The 19,558-nt window shown below is 48.5% G+C and carries 18 protein-coding genes; 9 read left to right on the top strand and 9 right to left on the bottom strand.

Annotation, left to right across the window (positions count from 1 at the left end; genetic code table 11):
* The first annotated feature begins 14 nt into the window (after positions 1-14).
* The 5 genes from tgt (at position 15) to QU605_RS14310 (ending at position 6,284) form a co-directional block, all read left to right on the top strand.
* Entirely contained in the window at positions 15-1,145 is a 1,131-nt protein-coding gene (gene tgt, locus QU605_RS14330) for a tRNA guanosine(34) transglycosylase Tgt (protein WP_289726014.1), read from the top strand.
* Positions 1,146-1,149: 4 nt separating this feature from the next.
* On the top strand, positions 1,150-2,229 hold the full coding sequence (locus QU605_RS14325) for an LptF/LptG family permease (protein ID WP_289726013.1): 1,080 nt from the start codon (positions 1,150-1,152) through the stop codon (positions 2,227-2,229).
* Between the two features lie 92 nt (positions 2,230-2,321).
* Positions 2,322-3,275, top strand: a complete 954-nt coding sequence (locus tag QU605_RS14320; protein WP_289726012.1) for an acetyl-CoA carboxylase carboxyltransferase subunit alpha — start codon at positions 2,322-2,324, stop codon at positions 3,273-3,275.
* Between the two features lie 167 nt (positions 3,276-3,442).
* Positions 3,443-4,993 carry a replicative DNA helicase gene (gene dnaB / locus QU605_RS14315; protein WP_289726011.1) on the top strand — a complete coding sequence of 517 codons (1,551 nt, stop codon included), beginning with the start codon at positions 3,443-3,445 and terminating at the stop codon, positions 4,991-4,993.
* A gap of 76 nt (positions 4,994-5,069) precedes the next feature.
* The gene (locus QU605_RS14310; protein ID WP_289726010.1) at positions 5,070-6,284 is read left to right on the top strand and encodes an asparagine synthetase B; all 1,215 of its coding nucleotides are present in this window, start codon (positions 5,070-5,072) and stop codon (positions 6,282-6,284) included.
* Here the strand turns inward: QU605_RS14310 and QU605_RS14305 are convergent.
* The gene (locus QU605_RS14305) at positions 6,281-7,084 is read right to left on the bottom strand and encodes an HAD family hydrolase (RefSeq protein WP_289726009.1); all 804 of its coding nucleotides are present in this window, start codon (positions 7,082-7,084) and stop codon (positions 6,281-6,283) included. The genes QU605_RS14310 and QU605_RS14305 overlap by 4 nt on opposite strands.
* A 74-nt stretch (positions 7,085-7,158) precedes the next feature.
* Between QU605_RS14305 and QU605_RS14300 the strand changes: the two genes are divergently transcribed.
* Positions 7,159-7,581, top strand: a complete 423-nt coding sequence (locus QU605_RS14300; RefSeq protein WP_289726008.1) for a secondary thiamine-phosphate synthase enzyme YjbQ — start codon at positions 7,159-7,161, stop codon at positions 7,579-7,581.
* Between the two features lie 50 nt (positions 7,582-7,631).
* On the opposite strand, the gene rplT is transcribed toward QU605_RS14300, so the two are convergent.
* The 5 genes from rplT to QU605_RS14275 all read right to left on the bottom strand — a co-directional run bounded on the left by rplT (position 7,632) and on the right by QU605_RS14275 (position 11,123).
* Positions 7,632-7,976, bottom strand: a complete 345-nt coding sequence (gene rplT / locus QU605_RS14295; protein WP_289726007.1) for a 50S ribosomal protein L20 — start codon at positions 7,974-7,976, stop codon at positions 7,632-7,634.
* Positions 7,977-8,067: 91 nt separating this feature from the next.
* Positions 8,068-8,265, bottom strand: a complete 198-nt coding sequence (gene rpmI / locus QU605_RS14290) for a 50S ribosomal protein L35 (RefSeq protein ID WP_289726006.1) — start codon at positions 8,263-8,265, stop codon at positions 8,068-8,070.
* A gap of 37 nt (positions 8,266-8,302) precedes the next feature.
* Positions 8,303-8,797 (bottom strand): translation initiation factor IF-3, encoded by a 495-nt coding sequence (gene infC / locus QU605_RS14285; RefSeq protein ID WP_289726047.1) that lies wholly within the window; start codon positions 8,795-8,797, stop codon positions 8,303-8,305.
* A gap of 76 nt (positions 8,798-8,873) precedes the next feature.
* Complete coding sequence (gene thrS, locus QU605_RS14280; RefSeq protein WP_289726005.1) at positions 8,874-10,823, bottom strand: threonine--tRNA ligase; 1,950 nt, start codon at positions 10,821-10,823, stop codon at positions 8,874-8,876.
* Positions 10,824-10,895: 72 nt separating this feature from the next.
* Positions 10,896-11,123 (bottom strand): DUF6095 family protein, encoded by a 228-nt coding sequence (locus tag QU605_RS14275; protein WP_289726004.1) that lies wholly within the window; start codon positions 11,121-11,123, stop codon positions 10,896-10,898.
* Positions 11,124-11,190: 67 nt separating this feature from the next.
* Here QU605_RS14275 and QU605_RS14270 point away from each other — a divergent pair, with 67 nt between their 5' ends.
* The 3 genes from QU605_RS14270 to QU605_RS14260 are packed head-to-tail and all read left to right on the top strand — an operon-like array spanning position 11,191 to position 15,280.
* Entirely contained in the window at positions 11,191-12,507 is a 1,317-nt protein-coding gene (locus QU605_RS14270; protein ID WP_289726003.1) for an amylo-alpha-1,6-glucosidase, read from the top strand.
* Complete coding sequence (locus QU605_RS14265) at positions 12,504-14,150, top strand: sodium:solute symporter family transporter (RefSeq protein WP_289726002.1); 1,647 nt, start codon at positions 12,504-12,506, stop codon at positions 14,148-14,150. Before QU605_RS14270 ends, QU605_RS14265 begins: the two co-directional genes overlap by 4 nt.
* Positions 14,147-15,280, top strand: coding sequence for a glycerate kinase (locus QU605_RS14260; protein WP_289726001.1), 1,134 nt, complete (start codon positions 14,147-14,149; stop codon positions 15,278-15,280). The genes QU605_RS14265 and QU605_RS14260 overlap by 4 nt, the downstream gene beginning before the upstream one ends.
* 3 nt (positions 15,281-15,283) lie before the next feature.
* Here QU605_RS14260 and QU605_RS14255 read toward each other — a convergent pair whose 3' ends face one another.
* The 3 genes from QU605_RS14255 to QU605_RS14245 are packed head-to-tail and all read right to left on the bottom strand — an operon-like array spanning position 15,284 to position 19,488.
* Positions 15,284-16,183, bottom strand: a complete 900-nt coding sequence (locus tag QU605_RS14255) for a DUF4249 family protein (protein WP_289726000.1) — start codon at positions 16,181-16,183, stop codon at positions 15,284-15,286.
* Between the two features lie 4 nt (positions 16,184-16,187).
* Complete coding sequence (locus QU605_RS14250) at positions 16,188-17,093, bottom strand: DUF4249 family protein (protein WP_289725999.1); 906 nt, start codon at positions 17,091-17,093, stop codon at positions 16,188-16,190.
* A 4-nt stretch (positions 17,094-17,097) separates the two neighbouring features.
* Positions 17,098-19,488: a TonB-dependent receptor gene (locus tag QU605_RS14245; RefSeq protein ID WP_289725998.1), complete on the bottom strand. Its 2,391-nt coding sequence runs from the start codon at positions 19,486-19,488 to the stop codon at positions 17,098-17,100.
* Between the last annotated feature and the right edge of the window lie 70 nt (positions 19,489-19,558).

Raw genomic sequence — 19,558 nt, 5'->3', positions numbered from 1 at the left:
TGACCCCGCCTGACATGCACTTTACCCTAGAACATACCGATCCGGCAACCCGTGCCCGGGCAGGCCGCTTTGAGACCGCCCACGGAACTGTCCACACCCCCATATTTATGCCCGTGGGGACTGTGGCCTCTGTTAAAGGCATCCATCAGAAGGAGCTTAGGGAGGAGATCGATCCCGACATTATCCTGGGCAATACCTACCACCTGTTTTTACGCCCGGGGATGGAGATTCTCGAGGCCGCAGGGGGTCTGCATGCTTTTATGGGATGGGACAGGGCAATCCTCACAGACAGCGGAGGCTATCAGGTGTATTCGCTTTCAGCGAATCGCAAGATCCGGGAGGAAGGCGTTAAATTTAAATCCCATATTGATGGGTCTCTTCATGTTTTTACGCCGGAGCGCGTGATGGAATTGCAGCGGAGTATCGGGGCTGACATCATCATGGCATTTGATGAATGTACACCCTACCCTTGTGATTACGCCTATGCGGAGCGCAGTATGCACATGACCCATCGCTGGCTCGATCGCTGCATAGAACACCTTAAAAAGGCGCCTCCAAAATATGGTTACGAACAATCTTTTTTCCCGATAGTCCAGGGTTCGGTCTATCCGGATTTGCGCCGGCAGTCTGCTGAGTATATCGCGGGTGCCGATGCGGTGGGAAATGCTATTGGAGGACTTTCGGTTGGAGAACCGGCCGAAGAACTCTACGCAATGGCTGATGAGGTATGCAGGATCCTTCCTGAAGATAAACCCCGTTACTTAATGGGGGTCGGGACACCCATTAATATTCTTGAGAACATCGCCCTGGGGGTAGACATGTTCGATTGCGTAATGCCTACGCGCAATGCCAGAAATGGGATGTTATTTACCTCAGAGGGTACCATAAATATTAAAAACCGCAAATGGGCCACAGACTTTTCGCCCCTCGACCCCATGGGGCTGACATTTGCTGACCGCGAATATTCACGGGCGTACCTCAGACACCTCTTCGCGGCAAATGAGTATCTTGGAAAGCAAATCGCCACCCTGCACAATCTTGGGTTCTACCTGTGGCTCGTTAGGGAAGCACGGAGGCGAATTCTCGATGGGACCTTCGGACCCTGGAAGGATAAAATGGTGGTTCAAATGGATAAAAGACTCTAGCCATATGGGTATCATTGACCGGTATATCCTCAAGAAATACCTGCTCACTTTCGGGTTGATGCTCCTGCTCTTCGTGCCCATTGGGATTATGCTGAATCTGGCTGAGCAGATCGGTAAAATGATCGACAACGAAGCGCCCCTGATGGAAATTATCATCTACTATGTGAATTTCACCATTTACATCGGGCACCTGCTCTTTCCGATCTTCCTGTTTCTCGCCATTATTTTCTTTACCTCAAAAATGGCCAACAATACCGAAATTGTGGCCATCCTCTCGTCGGGGGTTTCGTTTGGAAGGTTTTTACGGCCCTATTGGATCGGTGCCACCATCATTGCCATTATCATGTTTATTATGGGAATGTTTATTGTGCCCGCGGCCAGTGCAGGGTATAATGAATTCAAATTCAAATACCTGAAGAAGAAAAATCAGGATCGGGTGACCAGCAATATTTTTAATCAGCTCGGTGACCGGGATTACATCTATGTGAGTTCTTTTGATCCGGAGCGGCAAATCGGGTACAACTTCACCTATGAACATTTTTCTGAAGACGGTACCCTGGAGTACAAAATTAGTTCTGCCAACATTCGGTGGGTACCTGCAGACAGCGTCTACCGCCTGACATCGTATACCCGAAGGAACCTCAGGGGGGATACGGAAGAAGTGGTCACCAGGCGCAGGCTCGATACCCTGTTTGCCTTTCAAATAGATGACCTTACACCCGTTTCCTACATTGGGGAGACCAAAAATCTTTTTGAGCTCAATGAGTTTATCCGGGTGCAAAAACGCAAGGGAGCCTCGAATGTCAACACCTATATCATGGTATTGTACAAGCGCTGGGCCCTGCCGATAACCGCCTTTGTCCTGACCATTATTGGGGTCGCGGTGTCGTCGGCCAAACGACGGGGTGGCATGGGTGCCAATCTGGCCTTCGGGATCGGTGTCGCCTTTATTTACATCTTTATGGACAAGGTATTTAGTACACTTGCTGAGCAATCCGGATTCCCACCCCTGCTTGCCGTCCTGCTCCCGAATCTATTCTTTGGAATAATCGGTTTTTACCTTTTGCAACAGGCAAAACGTTGATAATTCACATTTTTGGAACCTCAGGGGGGTAGACTGTTTTCCAATATAGTTTATCTTTGCCCGTACCAATCATCCAAAATTTTATACTGTCCATGGAATACCTGGATTTTGAATTGCCCATCAAGGAACTGGAGGAACAGCTCGAAAAATGTGCGCTGATCGGGGAGGAAAGCGATGTGGATGTCACGGAAACCTGTAAGCAAATTGAGATAAAGCTCGCAGAGACCCGAAAGGAGATCTACAAGAACCTGACCGCATGGCAACGGGTACAGCTCTCACGCCACCCCAACCGACCCTACACGCTGGATTATATTCGCGCGATTTGCGGAGATACCTTTCTGGAGTTACACGGAGACCGGACCGTAAAGGATGACAAAGCCATGATAGGGGGATTGGGTAAGATTGGAGATCAGTCCTATATGTTTATCGGCCAGCAAAAAGGATACAACACCAAAACCCGTCAATACCGCAATTTCGGAATGGCGAATCCCGAAGGGTATCGCAAAGCGCTCCGATTAATGCGTTCGGCAGAGAAATTCGGAATTCCGGTTGTCTGTTTTATCGATACTCCCGGGGCATATCCCGGAATTGAAGCCGAAGAGCGCGGTCAGGGCGAGGCCATCGCGAGGAATATCCTTGAAATGACCCGTTTGAAAGTACCGATCATCGTAGTGATCATCGGGGAGGGTGCCTCAGGAGGTGCTTTGGGTATTGGAGTAGGGGATACCGTGCTGATGCTGGAGAACACCTGGTACTCCGTTATTTCACCTGAATCCTGTTCGTCCATTCTCTGGAGGAGCTGGGAGTATAAGGAGCAGGCCGCCGATGCGTTAAAGCTTACGGCCACGGACATGAAGAAACTAAAATTGATCGATGAGATCGTCAGGGAACCCGCAGGAGGTGCTCATGCCAACCGGGAGAAAACTTTCGAGATTGTACGGGATAAAATTGCAAAGCATTTTCAGGCACTTGAAAAGTTATCACCAAAGGAATTGATTGCCAAACGCATGGAAAAGTACACCGGGATGGGGGTCTTTAAGGGGTAAACCTTTTGTAACGAATGATTTAGAAATAATCCGGAGGAAATACCTCCGGTTTTTTTTGTTATCAACAGAAAGTTGTAACTTATTAACAGTAGTATTGTGAATGAACGGTTAATATCCCAACCGGACACTCAGGATTAACTTAATGTTAATTATCTACTTTTGGAGCTATGGAAAAATCAAGGGCGATAATGGGTCGAAAAATCGGCACTCCGGGAATAATTCCCCTGGAGAAAGGTAAAATACCGCCACAAGCTGTTGATTTAGAGGAGGTTGTACTCGGAGCGATGATGATTGATAAAAAAGGGGTCGATGAGGTGATCGATATTTTGCACCCCGATGTCTTCTACAAAGAGGGCCATCGTTTCATTTACGAAGCCATCTTCAAGTTGTTTGAATCTTCTCAGCCGGTCGATTTATTAACCGTTTCTGCCCAGTTAAAAACGGATGGCAAGCTCGAGGCGGCCGGAGGAGACTTTTATCTGATAAAACTCACCCAGAAAGTGGCCTCTTCGGCCCATATTGAATTCCATGCGCGCATTATCCTCCAGAAGTACATTCAGCGCAGCCTGATCAAGATATCCAGTGAGATAATCGAGGAAGCCTATGACGAGGCTACGGATGTTTTTGACCTGTTGGACAATGCGGAATCGAAACTTTACGAAGTAACCCAGGGCAACCTCAAACGCTCAGCTGAAACCGCACAGAATCTCGTGATTCAGGCGAAGAAGAAAATCGAGGAAATCTCAAATAAGGAAGGCCTTAGCGGGATCCCCTCTGGTTTTGACAAGGTGGATCGGCTCACTTCGGGCTGGCAGCCCAGTGACCTCATAATTATTGCAGCCCGCCCAGGGATGGGTAAAACCGCACTTACCTTATCCATGGCCAGGAATATCGCAGTTAATGCGAATATCCCCGTTGCGTTTTTCTCCCTTGAAATGTCTTCCGTTCAACTAATTACCCGACTGATTTCTTCAGAAACCGGCCTTTCCTCAGAAAAATTGAGAACGGGACGGCTTGAAAAGCACGAATGGGAACAGCTCAACGTTAAGGTGAAGACCCTTGAAAAAGCGCCTTTGTTTATTGACGATACGCCCTCCCTTTCCATTTTTGACCTTCGGGCCAAGGCACGCCGATTGGCGTCTCAGCATAAAATCAGGCTGATTGTGCTGGATTACCTCCAGTTGATGACTTCGGGAGCCAGTCAGAAAGGCGGGAATCGGGAACAGGAGATATCCATGATCTCGAGAAACCTGAAAGCCCTGGCAAAAGAATTGGATGTGCCGGTTATAGCGCTGTCCCAGTTATCGAGGGCCGTGGAAACAAGAGGTGGCAGCAAACGCCCAATCCTATCAGACCTTCGGGAATCCGGAGCGATTGAGCAGGATGCGGATATCGTCTCCTTTATCTACAGACCCGAGTACTATAAAATCGATGAGTGGGATGATGAGGAGCGCACCCCTACCCAGGGGCAGGCGGAGTTCATCGTAGCCAAACACCGGAATGGCGGATTAGATAATATTCGGTTAAAGTTCATTGCCAATCTGGGTAAATTCGATAATTTGGATGACTTTGACTCTCCATTTGAGTTTCAATCTAAAATGAATGCAGAAGGAGAAAATCCGTTTATAACCCGGAATCTTCCCGATGCCGAACAGGCCTTTGGCAGCTCTATGAACGATTTGCCCGGGGCAGATCCGGATGATGATGTACCATTCTAAGCCAAAATCCCAACCCCGTTCCTTTACTGCTTTCTGTGCTCTCTTTTTTTTAGCATTTCTGTTAGGGCAATTTGCCATGCGCGCCTCCGTAATCCTGATACCCATGGATGCCGAAGGACAGGAAAACCACCTGAAAGCCTATGGCATAACCTACTGGGTCTTGACGAAACAACAAAAAGTTCAGTGGTTGCTCAATTACAGGGGTGGCTCCTTTTTGATTCCGGATGGAGAGGCTATTCGCAATGAGTGCCGAATCCGGGGTGTGTCCTTTGAAGTCCTTTCGGACCCTCAGGCAACAGAAATACTTGAGACCATTGCAAGCCCGTCCCAGAATATGGAAGCCGTAATCCTGGAGAAGGCTCCGAAGATCGCGGTTTATTCCCCCAAGGGGAACCAGCCCTGGGACGACGCCGTGACTATGGTGCTTGCCTATGCAGAGATTCCATATGTAACCCTTTACGACGAAGAAGTACTCGATGATAAACTGGCCATTTACGACTGGCTGCACTTGCATCATGAAGATTTTACCGGGCAATACGGTAAATTTTATGGAGCGTACAGGACTGCGCCATGGTACATAGAGGGTAAAAAGGAGGCCGAGGCCCTGGCCACCCGGTTGGGATACGGTAAGGTCTCAGAAGAGAAATCGGCCGTGGCCCAGAAGATACGCAATTACGTTATTGGCGGCGGGTTTATGTTTGCCATGTGCTCGGCCACAGATAGTTTTGATATTGCACTGGCTGCAGAAGGGGTCGATATTTGTGAACCCATGTTCGACGGGGATCCGTCGGACCCCAATTATCAGCAACAGCTGGATTACCGAAAAACTTTTGCCTTTACGGATTTTATTCTGGAACGCAACCCAAGGCGTTATGAGTTCTCCTCAATTGACATGACCAATAAACGAGAAGACATTCCCCGGGAATCCGATTATTTCACACTTATGGATTTTTCTGCCAAATGGGATCCTGTCCCTACAATGCTCTGTCAGAACCATACGGCCCTGGTAAAAGGTTTTATGGGACAAACGACTGCATTTGCCCCTTCCGAGGTGAAACCCACTGTCCTGGTACTCGGTGAAAACCGGCTAAACGGGGAGGCCCGTTACATCCATGGAATTAAGGGGAAAGGATTCTTTACTTTTTACGGAGGTCACGATCCGGAGGACTACCAGCACCGTGTTGGAGACCCGAAAACGGAATTGGAACTGCACCCAAACTCTCCGGGCTACCGACTGATTCTCAACAATATCCTCTTTCCTGCGGCGCGGAAAAAGAAACAAAAAACTTAACCGAGTTGCTGCAATAGGGTACTGAGGATGGTTTCCACCCCGCCCTTATCATTGCTCTCTGTGCGAAAGCGGGCCGTTTTCAGCACATTCGGATGGGCATTGGCCATGGCGAAACTGTAAAATGCCTGCCCGAGCATCTCCAGATCGTTGTTGTAATCCCCGAAAACCATGGTAGCTTCCGGCGGAATCCCCAGGTGTTCCTGAACGAGTTTCAGGGCGTGACCTTTATGTGCCAGAGGGTCTGAAATATCTACCCAATGCGCTCCTGAGACCTTCACTTTTAACTGATCTTCAAAGGGTTGTACTTTCGGATAGATATGGGCTTCCGAGCTTTCAAAATGATAAACTGCGATCTTCATGATTTCCTCGGGGAAGCCAATTAAGTAGTCCACATATTCGTACGCCCCGTAGTATTCTTTCAATAGGTTTTCAAATTCAGGAGTTGGGGGTTTCAGGTAAGCCGTATCTTTTCCGCATAAGATGGTATGGGTTCCGGGGATTTCTTCAAGCCGGTGCAATACGCGGTCCCTAAGTTTGGCATCCAATGGAGTGGAAAGCAGTTCACGTCCCTGTTGACGGACCAGGCCTCCATTTTCGGCGATTATAACGAGCTCGTCCAGAATAGGGGTCAGTTTTATGGCGATACTCTCGTACTGCCTGCCGCTGGCCGCGGCGAAGCGCACCCCACGACGACTCAGGGCTTCGAACAACTCAAAAAAACGGGGACTGACCTCGTGCTGAGAATTCAATAGCGTCCCGTCCATATCGGTGACTACCAGTTTAACAGGCGAAAGATCCATGCGTGTCGTGTTTGCGGTAAAGTTATATTTATATGTACATTTCCAACTCGGTTTAACATAAACTTCTTCCAATAATGACGTGGCTTCAGCGCGAATTCAGATTGCAGCCTTATCCAAGGGGGTTTCATTTGGTAACCACGGAGATTGAGCGGCAATTACCAGAGCTACAACGGGTTCGGGCAGGGCTCCTGCATATCTTTATAAAGCACACCTCGGCAAGCCTGACCCTGAATGAAAATGCAGATGCATCGGTTCGTCATGATTTTGAGGCGCATATGAATGAAATGGTGCCGGAGAATCAGCCGTATTACACCCATACCTTTGAAGGTTCAGACGATATGCCTGCACATATAAAGGCGTCACTAATGGGTAGTTCGGTAATGGTACCTGTCAGCAAGGGCCGACTGAACCTGGGAATTTGGCAGGGGGTCTACCTCTGTGAGCACCGCGACCACGCCGGGGGGCGAACCCTTTTGCTTACCCTGCAGGGGGAATAAAAAAACCCCGGCACTCAAAGGCCGGGGTTTCTGCGAGAAAACGATCTGTTTTATTTTATTTTGTCTACAACGGCCTTAAAGGCATCCGGGTGGTTCATGGCCAGATCGGCGAGCACCTTGCGGTTCAGGTCGATATTGTTGGCCTTAACTTTACCCATGAATTCCGAGTAAGACATCCCGTGCATACGGGCACCGGCATTGATCCGGGTGATCCAGAGGGATCGGAAATTACGTTTCTTGGTTCTACGGTCTCTGTAGGCGTATACCATCGCCTTTTCTACCGCGTTTTTGGCTACTGTCCAGACATTTTTACGTCTTCCAAAGTAACCTTTGGCTTGCTTCATCACTTTTTTGCGACGAGCTCTTGAAGCTACTGAATTTACTGATCTTGGCATTTTTGTTTGTTTTTTGTAGCAGGCGACCCGTTTAACGGGCACTTTTTGAGCCTGACTCCAGGGTTACACATTTTACCGATACAATCGCGGCTTATTTAAGGCGCAGTTGTTCTTTGATACTGTTCTCATCAGCCGTATGGACCAATGTAGAATGCGTCAGTTTAAGCTTTCGCTTTTTCGACTTTTTGGTCAAGATATGGCTCTTAAAAGCGTGCTTTCTCTTGATCTTTCCAGAACCCGTAAGCTTAAATCGCTTTTTGGCGCTGGATTTGGTCTTCATTTTGGGCATCTCTTCCTCGTTAAATTTAAAATTCGTTTTCTCGCTTTTACTTTTTGGCCTTGGGAGCGATGAACATGGTCATACGCTTTCCTTCGAGCCTTGGCATCTGTTCTACCTTTCCGAAATCTTCAAGGTCCGTTGCCAGGCGGAGCAGTAAAATCTCCCCTTTATCCTTATACACAATGGATCTTCCCTTAAAAAAAACATATGCCTTTAACTTGGCGCCTTCCTTCAGGAATTTCTCTGCGTGCTTCTTTTTAAAATCGTAATCGTGGTCGTCTGTATTCGGACCAAACCGAATTTCCTTAACAATAACCTTCGTGGCTTTGGCCTTCATGGCCTTGTCACGCTTCTTTTGTTCGTAAAGAAACTTTTTATAATCAATTACCTTACAAACTGGTGGATCTGCCTTCGGTGAAATCTCTACAAGGTCTAAACCTTGTTCTTCTGCCATTTCCATGGCTTTGCGGGTAGGATAAACTCCCATTTCGACATTTTCACCGACCAGTCGTACTTCTGAGACCGTGATTTTATCGTTTATCCTGTGGGGAAATTTATTTTCCCGTTTGGGCCTCGGCCTGAATCTTCTTCGTATTGCTATGACTTTATGGTTTTAATTAAACTTCTTTGAACCTTTTTAAGGTACTATTTATTTCGTTTTCGACCAATTCTGAAAATGCCTCCACCGATATGGCACCCAGATCTTCGCCTCCGTGCCTGCGCACTGAAATGGTACCCTGGTCCATTTCCTGGTCGCCAACAATGAGCATAAAAGGTAGTTTTTGCATCTCCGCTTCACGGATCTTTTTACCTACCGTCTCGCTGCGAGCGTCCACGAGGGCGCGAATTTCGCAATTTTCCAGGGATTTTAAAACTTTTTGAGCGTATTTTTCGTGTTTCTCACTAACAGGCAAGACAATAGCCTGATCCGGGGTCAGCCAAAGTGGAAAATTACCACCGGTATGCTCCAGGAGCAGGGCTACAAAGCGCTCCATACTTCCGAATGGCGCGCGATGTATCATTACGGGGCGGTGCATTTCATTATCGCTTCCCTTGTAGGTAAGCTCAAAGCGCTCTGGCAGGTTGTAATCCACCTGAATGGTGCCGAGCTGCCATTTCCGCCCGAGGGCATCCTTTACCATAAAATCCAGTTTGGGGCCATAAAACGCCGCCTCTCCCGGTTCGATTACAAAATTCAGATCTTTTTCACGGGCCGCATTGATGATCGCAGCTTCCGCCCGTTCCCAATTCTCCACTGAACCAATATATTTTTCCGGGGTTTCCGGATCCCGAACGGACACTTGTGCGGTGTAATTATCAAAACCGAGAGACGTCAGGACATAAAGGGATAAATCGATTACATCCTTAAACTCCTGATCCAGCTGCTCATGTGTACAAAAAATATGGGCGTCATCCTGTGTAAAGCCCCTCACGCGTGTAAGACCGTGTAATTCTCCGCTCTGTTCGTAACGGTAAACGGTCCCGAATTCCGCAAAACGCTTTGGTAATTCCCTGTAGCTATAGGGTTTTGCATTGTATATTTCACAGTGGTGCGGGCAATTCATGGGCTTAAGGAGGAATTCCTCGTCTTCTTTGGGCGTATGGATTGGTTGAAAACTGTCCTCCCCGTATTTGGCGTAATGCCCGGAAGTCACATAAAGTTCTTTTTGTCCGATATGCGGAGAGACCACCATTTCGTATCCTGCCTTCTTCTGCGCACTTTTTAAAAACTGCTCCAGGCGTTCCCTTAAGGCTGCTCCTTTTGGCAACCATAGGGGGAGTCCCTGTCCGACTTTCTGGGAAAAGGTAAATAGTTCCAGCTCCTTGCCGAGTTTTCTGTGGTCCCGCTTTTTAGCCTCCTCCAACATGTGGAGGTACTGGGTGAGTTCTTTCTGTTTTGGAAAGGAAATCCCATAGACCCGTGTAAGTTGTGGGCGGTTTTCATCTCCCCGCCAATAGGCTCCGGCTACATTCAGGACTTTAAAAGCCTTGATAAGACCCGTATTGGGGATATGTCCGCCACGGCATAAATCTGTAAAGCTGTCGTGGTCACAGAAGGTGATGTCCCCATCTTCCAGGTTTTCAATCAACTCAACCTTGTATGGGTTTTCGTGTTCTTTATAATAGGAGAGCGCATCTGATTTTGAGACCTCTCTCATTTTAAACTCGTGTTTTCCCCTTGCAATTTCCATGGCCTTTTGCTCGATGGCCGGAAAGTCTTTTTCGGAAATATGGTGGTCCATGAAATCCACGTCGTAGTAGAACCCCGCATCAATGGCAGGGCCTATAGTGAGCTTTATACCGGGATACAACTCCTCTAGTGCCTGGGCCAGAACGTGGGAAGAAGAGTGCCAAAATGTTTTTTTGCCCTCCTCGTCATTCCAGGTGTACAAGACCAGTGATCCGTCGGTTTCCAAAGGCGTTACCGATTCAACTTTTCGATTGTTAAAACGGGCGGAAATCACATTCCTGGCCAGACCTTCACTGATTCCTTTTGCCACTTCCAAAGGTGTTACTCCCTTTGGGTGAGCTACCACGGTGCCATCGGGTAAGGTGATGTTTATCATATGCTGTGCTATAAGGGCGTAAAGATAGTATCTTCGGGAGTCGCAGGCAACCTCTGGCGCGCTGAGAATCGCTTATTTTGGTCGGGAGAACAGGGCGTTGACCAGGGTGCGGATTCCGTAGAATCCCATCCCTACAGCTGCAATAGCCAAAATACCCCCTGCAATCAGGACCGGGAGGTACCAAGGGTGGTCCTGGTTCTTAAAGGCCTGGTAAAGGACAACAGGGGCCGTAAACATCAGGGCAAGTGTATATGCCATTCGTTTTACACCTTTGATCAGTAATTCTTTATCGGTTTTCAAGGGAATCTCGCTTTCAGGTCCTAAAAATAGGAAGAATTGCTATCTTTTGGACTTTTATCCACAGACAATGACATCAGATCTGAAGTTGTTAGCCCAGGAAGTGCTCGAAGGAAACTGGCAGGATGGTTTTACCATACCCTGTAAAGGCCTGTATCCTTTTCAGTGGAATTGGGACTCGGGATTTATTGCCCTGGGTTGGGCGCACCTGGATATGGAACGTGCCAAAGCCGAATTCCGGTCGCTGCTGAAAGGCCAGTGGTCTAATGGCTTTTTGCCCCATATCGTATTTCACAATGAGGCTGAATCCTATTTTCCGGGCCCCGAAGTATGGGATGTCGGACGGAGCCCGGATGCTCCCCAAGCCCGAACTTCGGGAATTACCCAGCCCCCGGTTCTCGGATACATATTGGAATTGCTCTACGAAATATCCGGGGAGCCGCTTCTGGATTTTATCGACGAGATTTTCCCCGCCCTTTATGCCTGGCATCATTATTTCTATACCCGGAGGGACCCTAATAAAGAAGGGCTGGTTTACATTTGCCACAACTGGGAGGCGGGTACGGATAACACCCCTGTCTGGGATGCGGTTTGGGAAGGCCTGGATTCTCCGGAGTATGAGCTCAACCGAAGGGACACCCAGCATGTAGATGCCTCCAATCGACCCAGTAACAGGGAATACCAGCATTACATCCACCTTGTTGAGCTTTTTAAGTCCTGGGATTATGACGACGTTCAAATAGCTGAAAAAAGCCCTTTTCTCATACAAGACCCCTTATTTAATTCCCTCCTGATTCGCTCCAATGAGAGCCTGATCCATCTGGGAAAACGCATTGGAAAGGATGTTGAAGTAGCCCAGTTGCAAAAATGGCAAGCACTTTCTAAGGCGCATTTCCATAAAAAACTCTTTAGTGAGCAGCGCAAAGCATATGTCTATTTTGACCTGAGGGCGAACCGGCGGCTCGATGCGCTGTCTTCTTCCTCCTTCACGCCCCTTTTGGCAGGTATACCCGATGCGGAGACCGCCGGAGACATCGTAAAAACACATTTGGATAAAGGCCGTTTTACAGGAGTCGGACCTTCATATTTCCTCTGTCCCTCCTTTGACCCGGAAAGCCCGTCTTTCGATCCCAAGCGGTATTGGAGGGGTCCGGTCTGGATTAATTTGAACTGGCTGATATATCAGGGCTTAAACCGGTATGGTTTTAATAAGGTGGCTGAAAATGTCAGGCGGGATACCCTGGCGCTGCTTGAAGAGTGTGGTTTTTACGAGTATTTCGACCCGAGACGCGATCTGGACCCGGGCCATTTCAGGGGATACGGGGGCAATCATTTTTCGTGGTCCGCCGCCCTTTACCTGGATTTAATCAGAAGAAAAGCCCTATGAATACACTGGATTATATCATTGTGGCCGTTTACCTGCTCGGATTTTTGGGCATGGGTTACTTCTTTAAGGACAACAAGGATTCAAGCGACTATTTTCTCGGGGGTAGAAGCATGAGTTGGTTTCCGCTGAGCCTTTCGACAATGGCCACCCAACTCTCGGCCATTAGTTTTGTTTCAGCTCCGGCTTTTGTGGGACTCAAACTTGGGGGTGGCATGAAATGGCTCAGTTTTGAGTTTGCGGTACCCCTGGCGATGCTTTTTATCATGATTTTTATCGTTCCTCCCCTTTTCCGTTCCGGGGTTGTGAGTATCTATGAGTTCGTCGAAAGGCGTTTTGGGGTTTCAACCCGCTTGATTCTAAGTGTGGTGTTTCAGATCAGCAGGGCACTGGGAACAGGGGTAATGGTCTATACCATAGCCATTATCCTACAAGCTGTGCTGGATATTGATTTTGTGTATACCATACTCATTATCAGTATAATTACGGTGGTTTATTCCTGGCAGGGAGGGATGAAGGCCGTAGTCTGGGGAGATGCTATACAGATGATCATCCTCTTCGCGGGTTTGCTGACCTGCCTGTTCTACGGATGGCATCTGTGGAGTACATCTGGCGGGCCGGAATTAGGTTTTCCCCCGGAACGCCTTCAGGTGATCGATTTTAACTGGGGTCTTGAGATGGGTGAGGAATACGGGTTCTGGCCGATGCTCATCGGGGGATTTTTCCTGTATGTTTCCTATTACGGATGTGATCAGACGCAGGCGCAGCGAATGCTCAGTGCGAAAAATGAAAAGACCATCCGCAAACTTTTGCTTGCCAATGGCCTGATCCGTTTCCCAGTGGTGTTGCTTTATTGTACCGTGGGTCTGTTCATAGGGGGGCTGGTCACATTAGATGCCGATTTTCTGAGTGAAATCAGCGCGATGACACAAAAGTATTTTCCGGAGGAATACGCCACAGCCGGTACCAAGGCGGACCTGATGATCCCCATCTTTATCACAAAATACCTCCCTCATGGCTTTATCGGCCTTCTGATGGTGGGCATCCTTTCAGCAGCCATGTCCTCCCTGAGTTCTACCGTAAATTCACTTTCAGCCGTAAGCGTAGAGGATTTCTTCAATCGGGGATCCAAAAAGCTAAGTACCCGAAAGTATATGATGCTCTCCAAAGGGGCTGTAGTATTCTGGGGCGGGGTCTGTATGGCGGCATCATTTCTTTTTGGGGGCAGCAAAAGTGCCGTTATCGAAATTATCAATGCGATCGGGTCTGTTTTCTATGGCCCTGTGCTGGTTACCTTTCTCCTGGCCATGTTTTCCCGTAAAGTCACTACCAGGGGTATTAATGCAGGGATTGTAATTGCAGTACTCGTAAATCTGGCGTTCAGTAAAACCATGCAGCAAATTCTCGGCTTTGATCCGGGCATTCACATTTTCTGGATCTGGCTTAATTTTACAGGGGTCCTGATAACCCTGGCTGTAGCCTATACGGTAAGCTGGGCTTTCCCGGGGAAAAACGCACCAAGGCCATTGCCCGAAACCGTGCGGCCCGGCTGGGATGATTTTAAGCAACCGGAGGTATGGATGCTTCTTGTGTTTTTTGTCCTCATTCTGATATTTAGTTACTTTCTTCCAAGCCTATACGGATGAGATTCGCACTGATACCAGATAAGTTTAAAGGCTCGCTCTCCGCGGCCGGGGTTTGCAAGGCACTTGAATCCGGTATCCGCGCCGTTTATCCCAATGCTGATATTCGCTCCTTTGCCGCTTCTGATGGGGGGGACGGGTTCCTGGACGCCGTCCGGGCGGTCCGGTCTCTGGAAACATTCCATATTCCGGTTGAAGATCCCCTGGGACGTCAGATATCTGCTCCTTTCTTGTTCGATAAAAGTAATGGGGAGGCCTTTATCGAGATGGCAGCAGCCTCGGGGATGGAGTTGCTTTCCCCTTCGCAGCGCGACCCCTTGCGGACCCATACCCGAGGCACAGGTCAGCTCCTTCGCGCCGCCCTGGATCGGGGTGCCCGGCATATTTATGTCGGCCTTGGGGGGAGCGCTACCAACGATGGGGGATGCGGGATTGCCACCGTTTTTGGATATCGGTTCCTGGACGCCAATGGCCTTACACTTGAGCCCACGGGTTCAAACCTGGGGCGAATCGCGCGTATTGTTTCCCCGGAGGAGCCGATTATCCCGGAATCCACAAAAATCACCGCTGTAAACGATGTAGACAATCCGCTATGGGGCCCTGAAGGTGCCGCTTGGGTATATGCCACCCAAAAAGGCGCTTCATCGGATGATATCAAAGCCCTGGACCTCGGGCTTCAAAACCTGGACCGGAGGGTTGCCGCGGAGCTTGGCATTCAAGCAGGCAACATGCCTGGAGCCGGAGCTGCAGGAGGCGCTGCCTTTGGTTTGCATTGTTTTCTCCGTGCCGGATTTGTCAATGGAACGGATCTCATTCTTCGCCTAAGTGGGATAGGGAGTTATCTTAGGGAACGTAAAGTTGATTATCTCATTACAGGTGAGGGTCGTATTGATGATCAAACCCTGAGGGGAAAATTAATTCACGGGGTAGTGCGGATGGCGGTAGCCCAGGATATCCCGGTTCTGGCTGTTTGTGGAAAATGTGACGTGCCTGCGGAGATACTTCACAATTTTGGACTGAAGCATGTCCTGGTCGTATCAGACCCGGAAAAACCACTCTCGTACAATATGGATTGCGCTTCTGAACTTACCACAAAGGCGCTTCAAGACTTCCTGATAAACGAAAAAAAATAAAGTTCACTGTATGGTAATCGTATTGACGTTTTCCTGAACGATGGCAAAATAGCCTAAAGGAAATACCTCGGGACGGTCTGCGTTGTCTACCCGGTCTGTATTGTCGATGTCGGTCACATCGAATACATTACCGCGAACCGTGGCTACAGGGGTCTGAAAAACACCCTGTTGGTTACCGCTTTGTGAGATGAGCAAATCCATATAATTATAAAAGGTTTTGTCCACACCCAGAATGCTGATTTCCAATTCCGTGCCCGCTTCGATGGGATCTTCGTAGAAATAAGAGAACTGAAAGAATTGCCCCTGATAAAAAGTGTCTTCGGTAACCAGAAATTCGGAAGCACCAAAATCAAAGAGATAGTAATTACGGACTACCGGAGGATCGGTAAATGCGACGATCACCTCTGTTTCATCCCCTTCAAACAAGGTGGCATTACCCTGTACCAGAAAATCTATGGGCACAACAGGCACATAATTGGTTTGGGCCAGATACTGCCTCCCCTTATGGCGCAACTGAAGTGTGAACCGGACATTTTCATCGAGAAAAACCGTTGGGATCCGCTGGTCAAAAGTAGCATCGGGGTCGGGAATGTAAATTCCCGTTCCCGGGGCTTCCTCCGCCAGGGAAGAGGTGAGGAACTCAATCAGGTTGCCATCCGGGTCAAATCGTTCAATACTGATGATCATATTTTCCGCCTGGGTCACCGGCAACTCTTCGAAGAAACCATTGGTCTCTTTCAGACTTATTCGGACGGGTACAAATGCCTCCTGTTCATCTACCCGTATAAGGCCTTCCACAAGCAGTCGGGGCGTGTCGCTTGGGACCTCCACTTCAATGACATCCTCGCAGGCTGAAAAGAGCAGGAGGATACAGGTCAGGGAAGCTATAAAGCGCAGTTTCATGGCGCTATTCAATAATTAGTGTGGATTTGAATTCCTGCACGATGGCAAAATATCCGAGCCCAAAAGTATTGGGTTGGGCGGCATTGTCTACGACCTCGTCGTTATCCAGGTTCGTAACATCAAAAACATTACCCCTGGCCGTGGCCACGGGCGTTTGGAATGGCCCCTGCGCCCCATCGGTCTGTTCTACGAGCAGATCCATATAATTGTAGAACGTCTGGTCTGCACCTAAAATGCTTATTTCGAGGGCCGTACCGGGTATAAAGATCTCGTCGTAAAAATAGGAGAATGTGAATTGCTGGCCGTTGTAAAAGGTATCCTCAGAGGGCAGAAAATTTGCAAAACCAAAATCAAAAAGATAGTATTGTCCTGGTTCCTCATCATCTGTAAAACGGACGATTACCTCAGTTTCTTCATCCTCGAAAAGGGTTTTGTCTCCCTGAACCAGGGTATCGATAGGGACAGCGGGAACGTACCGGGTTTGCGCGGCATACCGCCGTCCACGCCATGAAATCACCAGGGTAAATTCGATATTTGCCTCCAGCACAGCGGAAACCGGGATGCGTTGATCCCGATCAAAAGAGGGATCCGGAACATAAATCCCACTTCCGGGGTCCAGTTGTGTCAGGCTGGAGGTTCCTGTGCCTCCATTCGGAAGACCATTTTCGTCTATTTCCTGGGAAATGATAATGATCTCGTCCACATCGGTTACCGGTTCAATCGTCCCGAAAAAGTTAGAGGTTTGGGTAAGCTTAATCTCAACGGGAATCCACCTTTGTGTGGTATCTACCCGTAAGAGGCCTTCCACCACCAGTCTCGGATCTTCAGAAGGCGTATCCACTTCTATCACATCCTCACACCCCGTCAGGGGTATCGCGCAAATCAGAAAGTATAAAAACCACTTTTTCATCTGATCAGAATCTGAAATTATACGTTATGGCCGGAACGATCCCAAATATGGACGTTCTCACAGCTTCATTGCGTCCCGTATCCTGGTTCTGGCGGAAATTGATAGATGCGGCATTCATCCGGTTGTACACATTGTAAATACTGAATACCCATTCCCCCTGGAATTTCTTCCCGAAAGGGTTCTTAGGTCGCAGCGTTGCTGCGATATCCAGTCGGTGAAAATCCGGCAGTCGTTCCTGGTTCCTAAGTCCAAAATAGGGCACAACCAGCCCTTCAAACTGAAACTGGCCAATAGGATAATTGGTCGGTTGTCCTGTCTGATAAACAAAATTGGCATTAAAGCTCCACTTTTTGTTGAGCTCGTAGTTGGCAACAACCGTAATGTCGTGCGGTTTGTCATAGGGTGTACTGTACCACTGGCCTAAGTTGATGCCCGTCTCCACTCCGGAGCGCCCATTGTCAATATTGAGGTCACGGCCGGGGGTGCGCTGCTCCGATCGGGAAAGTGTATACGCCACCCATCCGGTCAGGGCCCCTGTATTTTTTCGCAAAAGGAATTCCCAACCATAGGCCCGGGCTTCCCCATTGAGGATTACCTGTTCGATGGCATTGTTGGCTATCAGGTTTGCACCGTCGATATAATCGATCCGGTTTTGAACCTCCTTATAAAAAACTTCAGTTTCAAAACTAAAGGCCCCATTTTTCGTATTCTTGAAGAAACCAAGGGCATACTGGTCGAGTAGCTGGGGCTCCACATAGGGTCCGCTGGGCGTCCAGACATCCAGTGGGGTAGGGGAACTCGTATTTGAAAGTAAATGCAGGTACTGGGCCATCCGCGTATAGCTGGCTTTAACAGAGGTCCTGTCATTCAGGGCGTAGGCAACCGAGACCCGTGGTTCCAGATTCAGGAAGTTTGAAAGCGTTTCCCCGCGGCCCGATTGAAGCGTGTCTATAGGAGTGGCCTCCTGGTACACAAGGCTAAAGGGATCAAAAACAACAGGATTGTCGTCTTCATACACATAGAATTCATCCTGACCCAAACGGTTGAACTGACTCAGCCGCAACCCATATCCCAGGCTGAGATTATCCGTAATCTCATGAGAGACGTCTACATAGAGGGCATTTTCGTTGGCGTATTTTTTGATCAGCTGCTGTTCTACGATACCTGAATCCTCGCCGTTGGGGATGATTTTACCGGGATTGAAAACATAGTAGATGCTGTTTAACCCGTAATTGACTTGTAATTTATCGCTGAGGTAATGCTTCAGGTCATACTTCAGGTTGAAATTCTGGATTCCTGAATCCCATTCGAACCCTACAAAATCCAATTCCAGCCCGTAGTAGTAATCCGAATAGATCAGCGAAAGGTTGGAAAAGAGTTTGTCCGAAAAAATGTGGTTCCATCTGAAATTGATAACTGCATTGCCATAGGTGTTGACAAAAAGGTCTGTGATGCTAAATAAGTCCCGACCGAAATACCCGGAAAGGAAGAGACTGTTCCGGTCATCTACCTTATAATTCAATTTGGTGTTCAGGTCATAGAAATACGCCCGGTTGTCTATATCGAAAAGGGGAGTAAAAAGGTGGGCGTAGGAAGCCCTTCCTCCAATGAGAAAAGCGGCTTTATCCTTGACGATGGGACCTTCTGCAAGCAGCCTGCTCGCTACAGCCCCGATACCCCCACTCATGTGAAATTCCTTGCTGTTCCCCTCTTTCTGAAATATTTCAAGAACGGAAGATACCCTTCCTCCGTAACGGGCGGGAATCCCGCCTTTGAAAAGTTTGATGTCTTTAATGGCATCCGGATTGAAAACAGAAAAGAATCCGAAAAGGTGGGAGGAGTTAAAAATGATGGCCTCATCGAGAAGGATCAGGTTCTGGTCTACTGCACCACCCCTGACGTTAAACCCGGAGGAGGCTTCCCCGGCATTGGTCACCCCGGGTAACAGGATGATGGACTTTATGACATCGGCTTCCCCGAGAACCACGGGGATTCTTTTGATGGTTTCTACGGAAAGTGCCGCTACGCTCATTTGGGGCTTGCGTATATCCAGGCGCTCCACGTCTTCAGTAAGGACCACTTCGTCCAGTTCTTCAGCTTCTTCCTCCATTTGAAAGTCGATCCGCTGACTTGAGTTGAGCACTACCTCGCGCCGGATGTCCTGAAAACCGAGATAGGTAACGACAACTTCATAAGTGCCTTCAGGCAGGGTAAGGGAGTAAAACCCGTATTCGTTTGTGACTGCTCCCGTGCTGAGTTCAGGAACCAGGATGCTGACTCCAATGAGCGTTTCGTTGCTATTGGCTTCGCTTACGGTACCGCTTAAGGTATATCTGCCCTGGGCATTTATAAATGAAGTAATCAGCAGAACGCACATTAACGTGTATAACCTCATCGTAGGGAAGCGCAATTTTTCTTTAAATATAAACATTTATCCGGATGACTCAGACGTCTCAGGATTTACG

It is taken from the genome of Robiginitalea aurantiaca, from assembly GCF_030380815.1.
Classification (GTDB): domain Bacteria; phylum Bacteroidota; class Bacteroidia; order Flavobacteriales; family Flavobacteriaceae; genus Robiginitalea; species Robiginitalea aurantiaca.
The sequence above is the reverse complement of the archived record's forward strand: the minus strand, read 5'-3'. Positions and strand labels throughout refer to the sequence as shown.

Excerpts from the sequence above, each read along its gene's own strand:
- QU605_RS14300 (WP_289726008.1), top strand. The coding sequence starts at position 7,159 with ATGACGTGGCTTCAGCGCGAATTCAGATTGCAGCCTTATCCAAGGGGG.
- QU605_RS14250 (WP_289725999.1), bottom strand. The coding sequence starts at position 17,093 with ATGAAAAAGTGGTTTTTATACTTTCTGATTTGCGCGATACCCCTGACG.
- rpmI (WP_289726006.1), bottom strand. The coding sequence starts at position 8,265 with ATGCCCAAAATGAAGACCAAATCCAGCGCCAAAAAGCGATTTAAGCTT.
- QU605_RS14255 (WP_289726000.1), bottom strand. The coding sequence starts at position 16,183 with ATGAAACTGCGCTTTATAGCTTCCCTGACCTGTATCCTCCTGCTCTTT.
- rplT (WP_289726007.1), bottom strand. The coding sequence starts at position 7,976 with ATGCCAAGATCAGTAAATTCAGTAGCTTCAAGAGCTCGTCGCAAAAAA.
- QU605_RS14305 (WP_289726009.1), bottom strand. The coding sequence starts at position 7,084 with ATGGATCTTTCGCCTGTTAAACTGGTAGTCACCGATATGGACGGGACG.
- tgt (WP_289726014.1), top strand. The coding sequence starts at position 15 with ATGCACTTTACCCTAGAACATACCGATCCGGCAACCCGTGCCCGGGCA.
- QU605_RS14270 (WP_289726003.1), top strand. The coding sequence starts at position 11,191 with ATGACATCAGATCTGAAGTTGTTAGCCCAGGAAGTGCTCGAAGGAAAC.
- QU605_RS14245 (WP_289725998.1), bottom strand. The coding sequence starts at position 19,488 with ATGAGGTTATACACGTTAATGTGCGTTCTGCTGATTACTTCATTTATA.
- QU605_RS14260 (WP_289726001.1), top strand. The coding sequence starts at position 14,147 with ATGAGATTCGCACTGATACCAGATAAGTTTAAAGGCTCGCTCTCCGCG.
- dnaB (WP_289726011.1), top strand. The coding sequence starts at position 3,443 with ATGGAAAAATCAAGGGCGATAATGGGTCGAAAAATCGGCACTCCGGGA.
- thrS (WP_289726005.1), bottom strand. The coding sequence starts at position 10,823 with ATGATAAACATCACCTTACCCGATGGCACCGTGGTAGCTCACCCAAAG.
- QU605_RS14320 (WP_289726012.1), top strand. The coding sequence starts at position 2,322 with ATGGAATACCTGGATTTTGAATTGCCCATCAAGGAACTGGAGGAACAG.
- QU605_RS14310 (WP_289726010.1), top strand. The coding sequence starts at position 5,070 with ATGCGCGCCTCCGTAATCCTGATACCCATGGATGCCGAAGGACAGGAA.
- QU605_RS14325 (WP_289726013.1), top strand. The coding sequence starts at position 1,150 with ATGGGTATCATTGACCGGTATATCCTCAAGAAATACCTGCTCACTTTC.
- QU605_RS14265 (WP_289726002.1), top strand. The coding sequence starts at position 12,504 with ATGAATACACTGGATTATATCATTGTGGCCGTTTACCTGCTCGGATTT.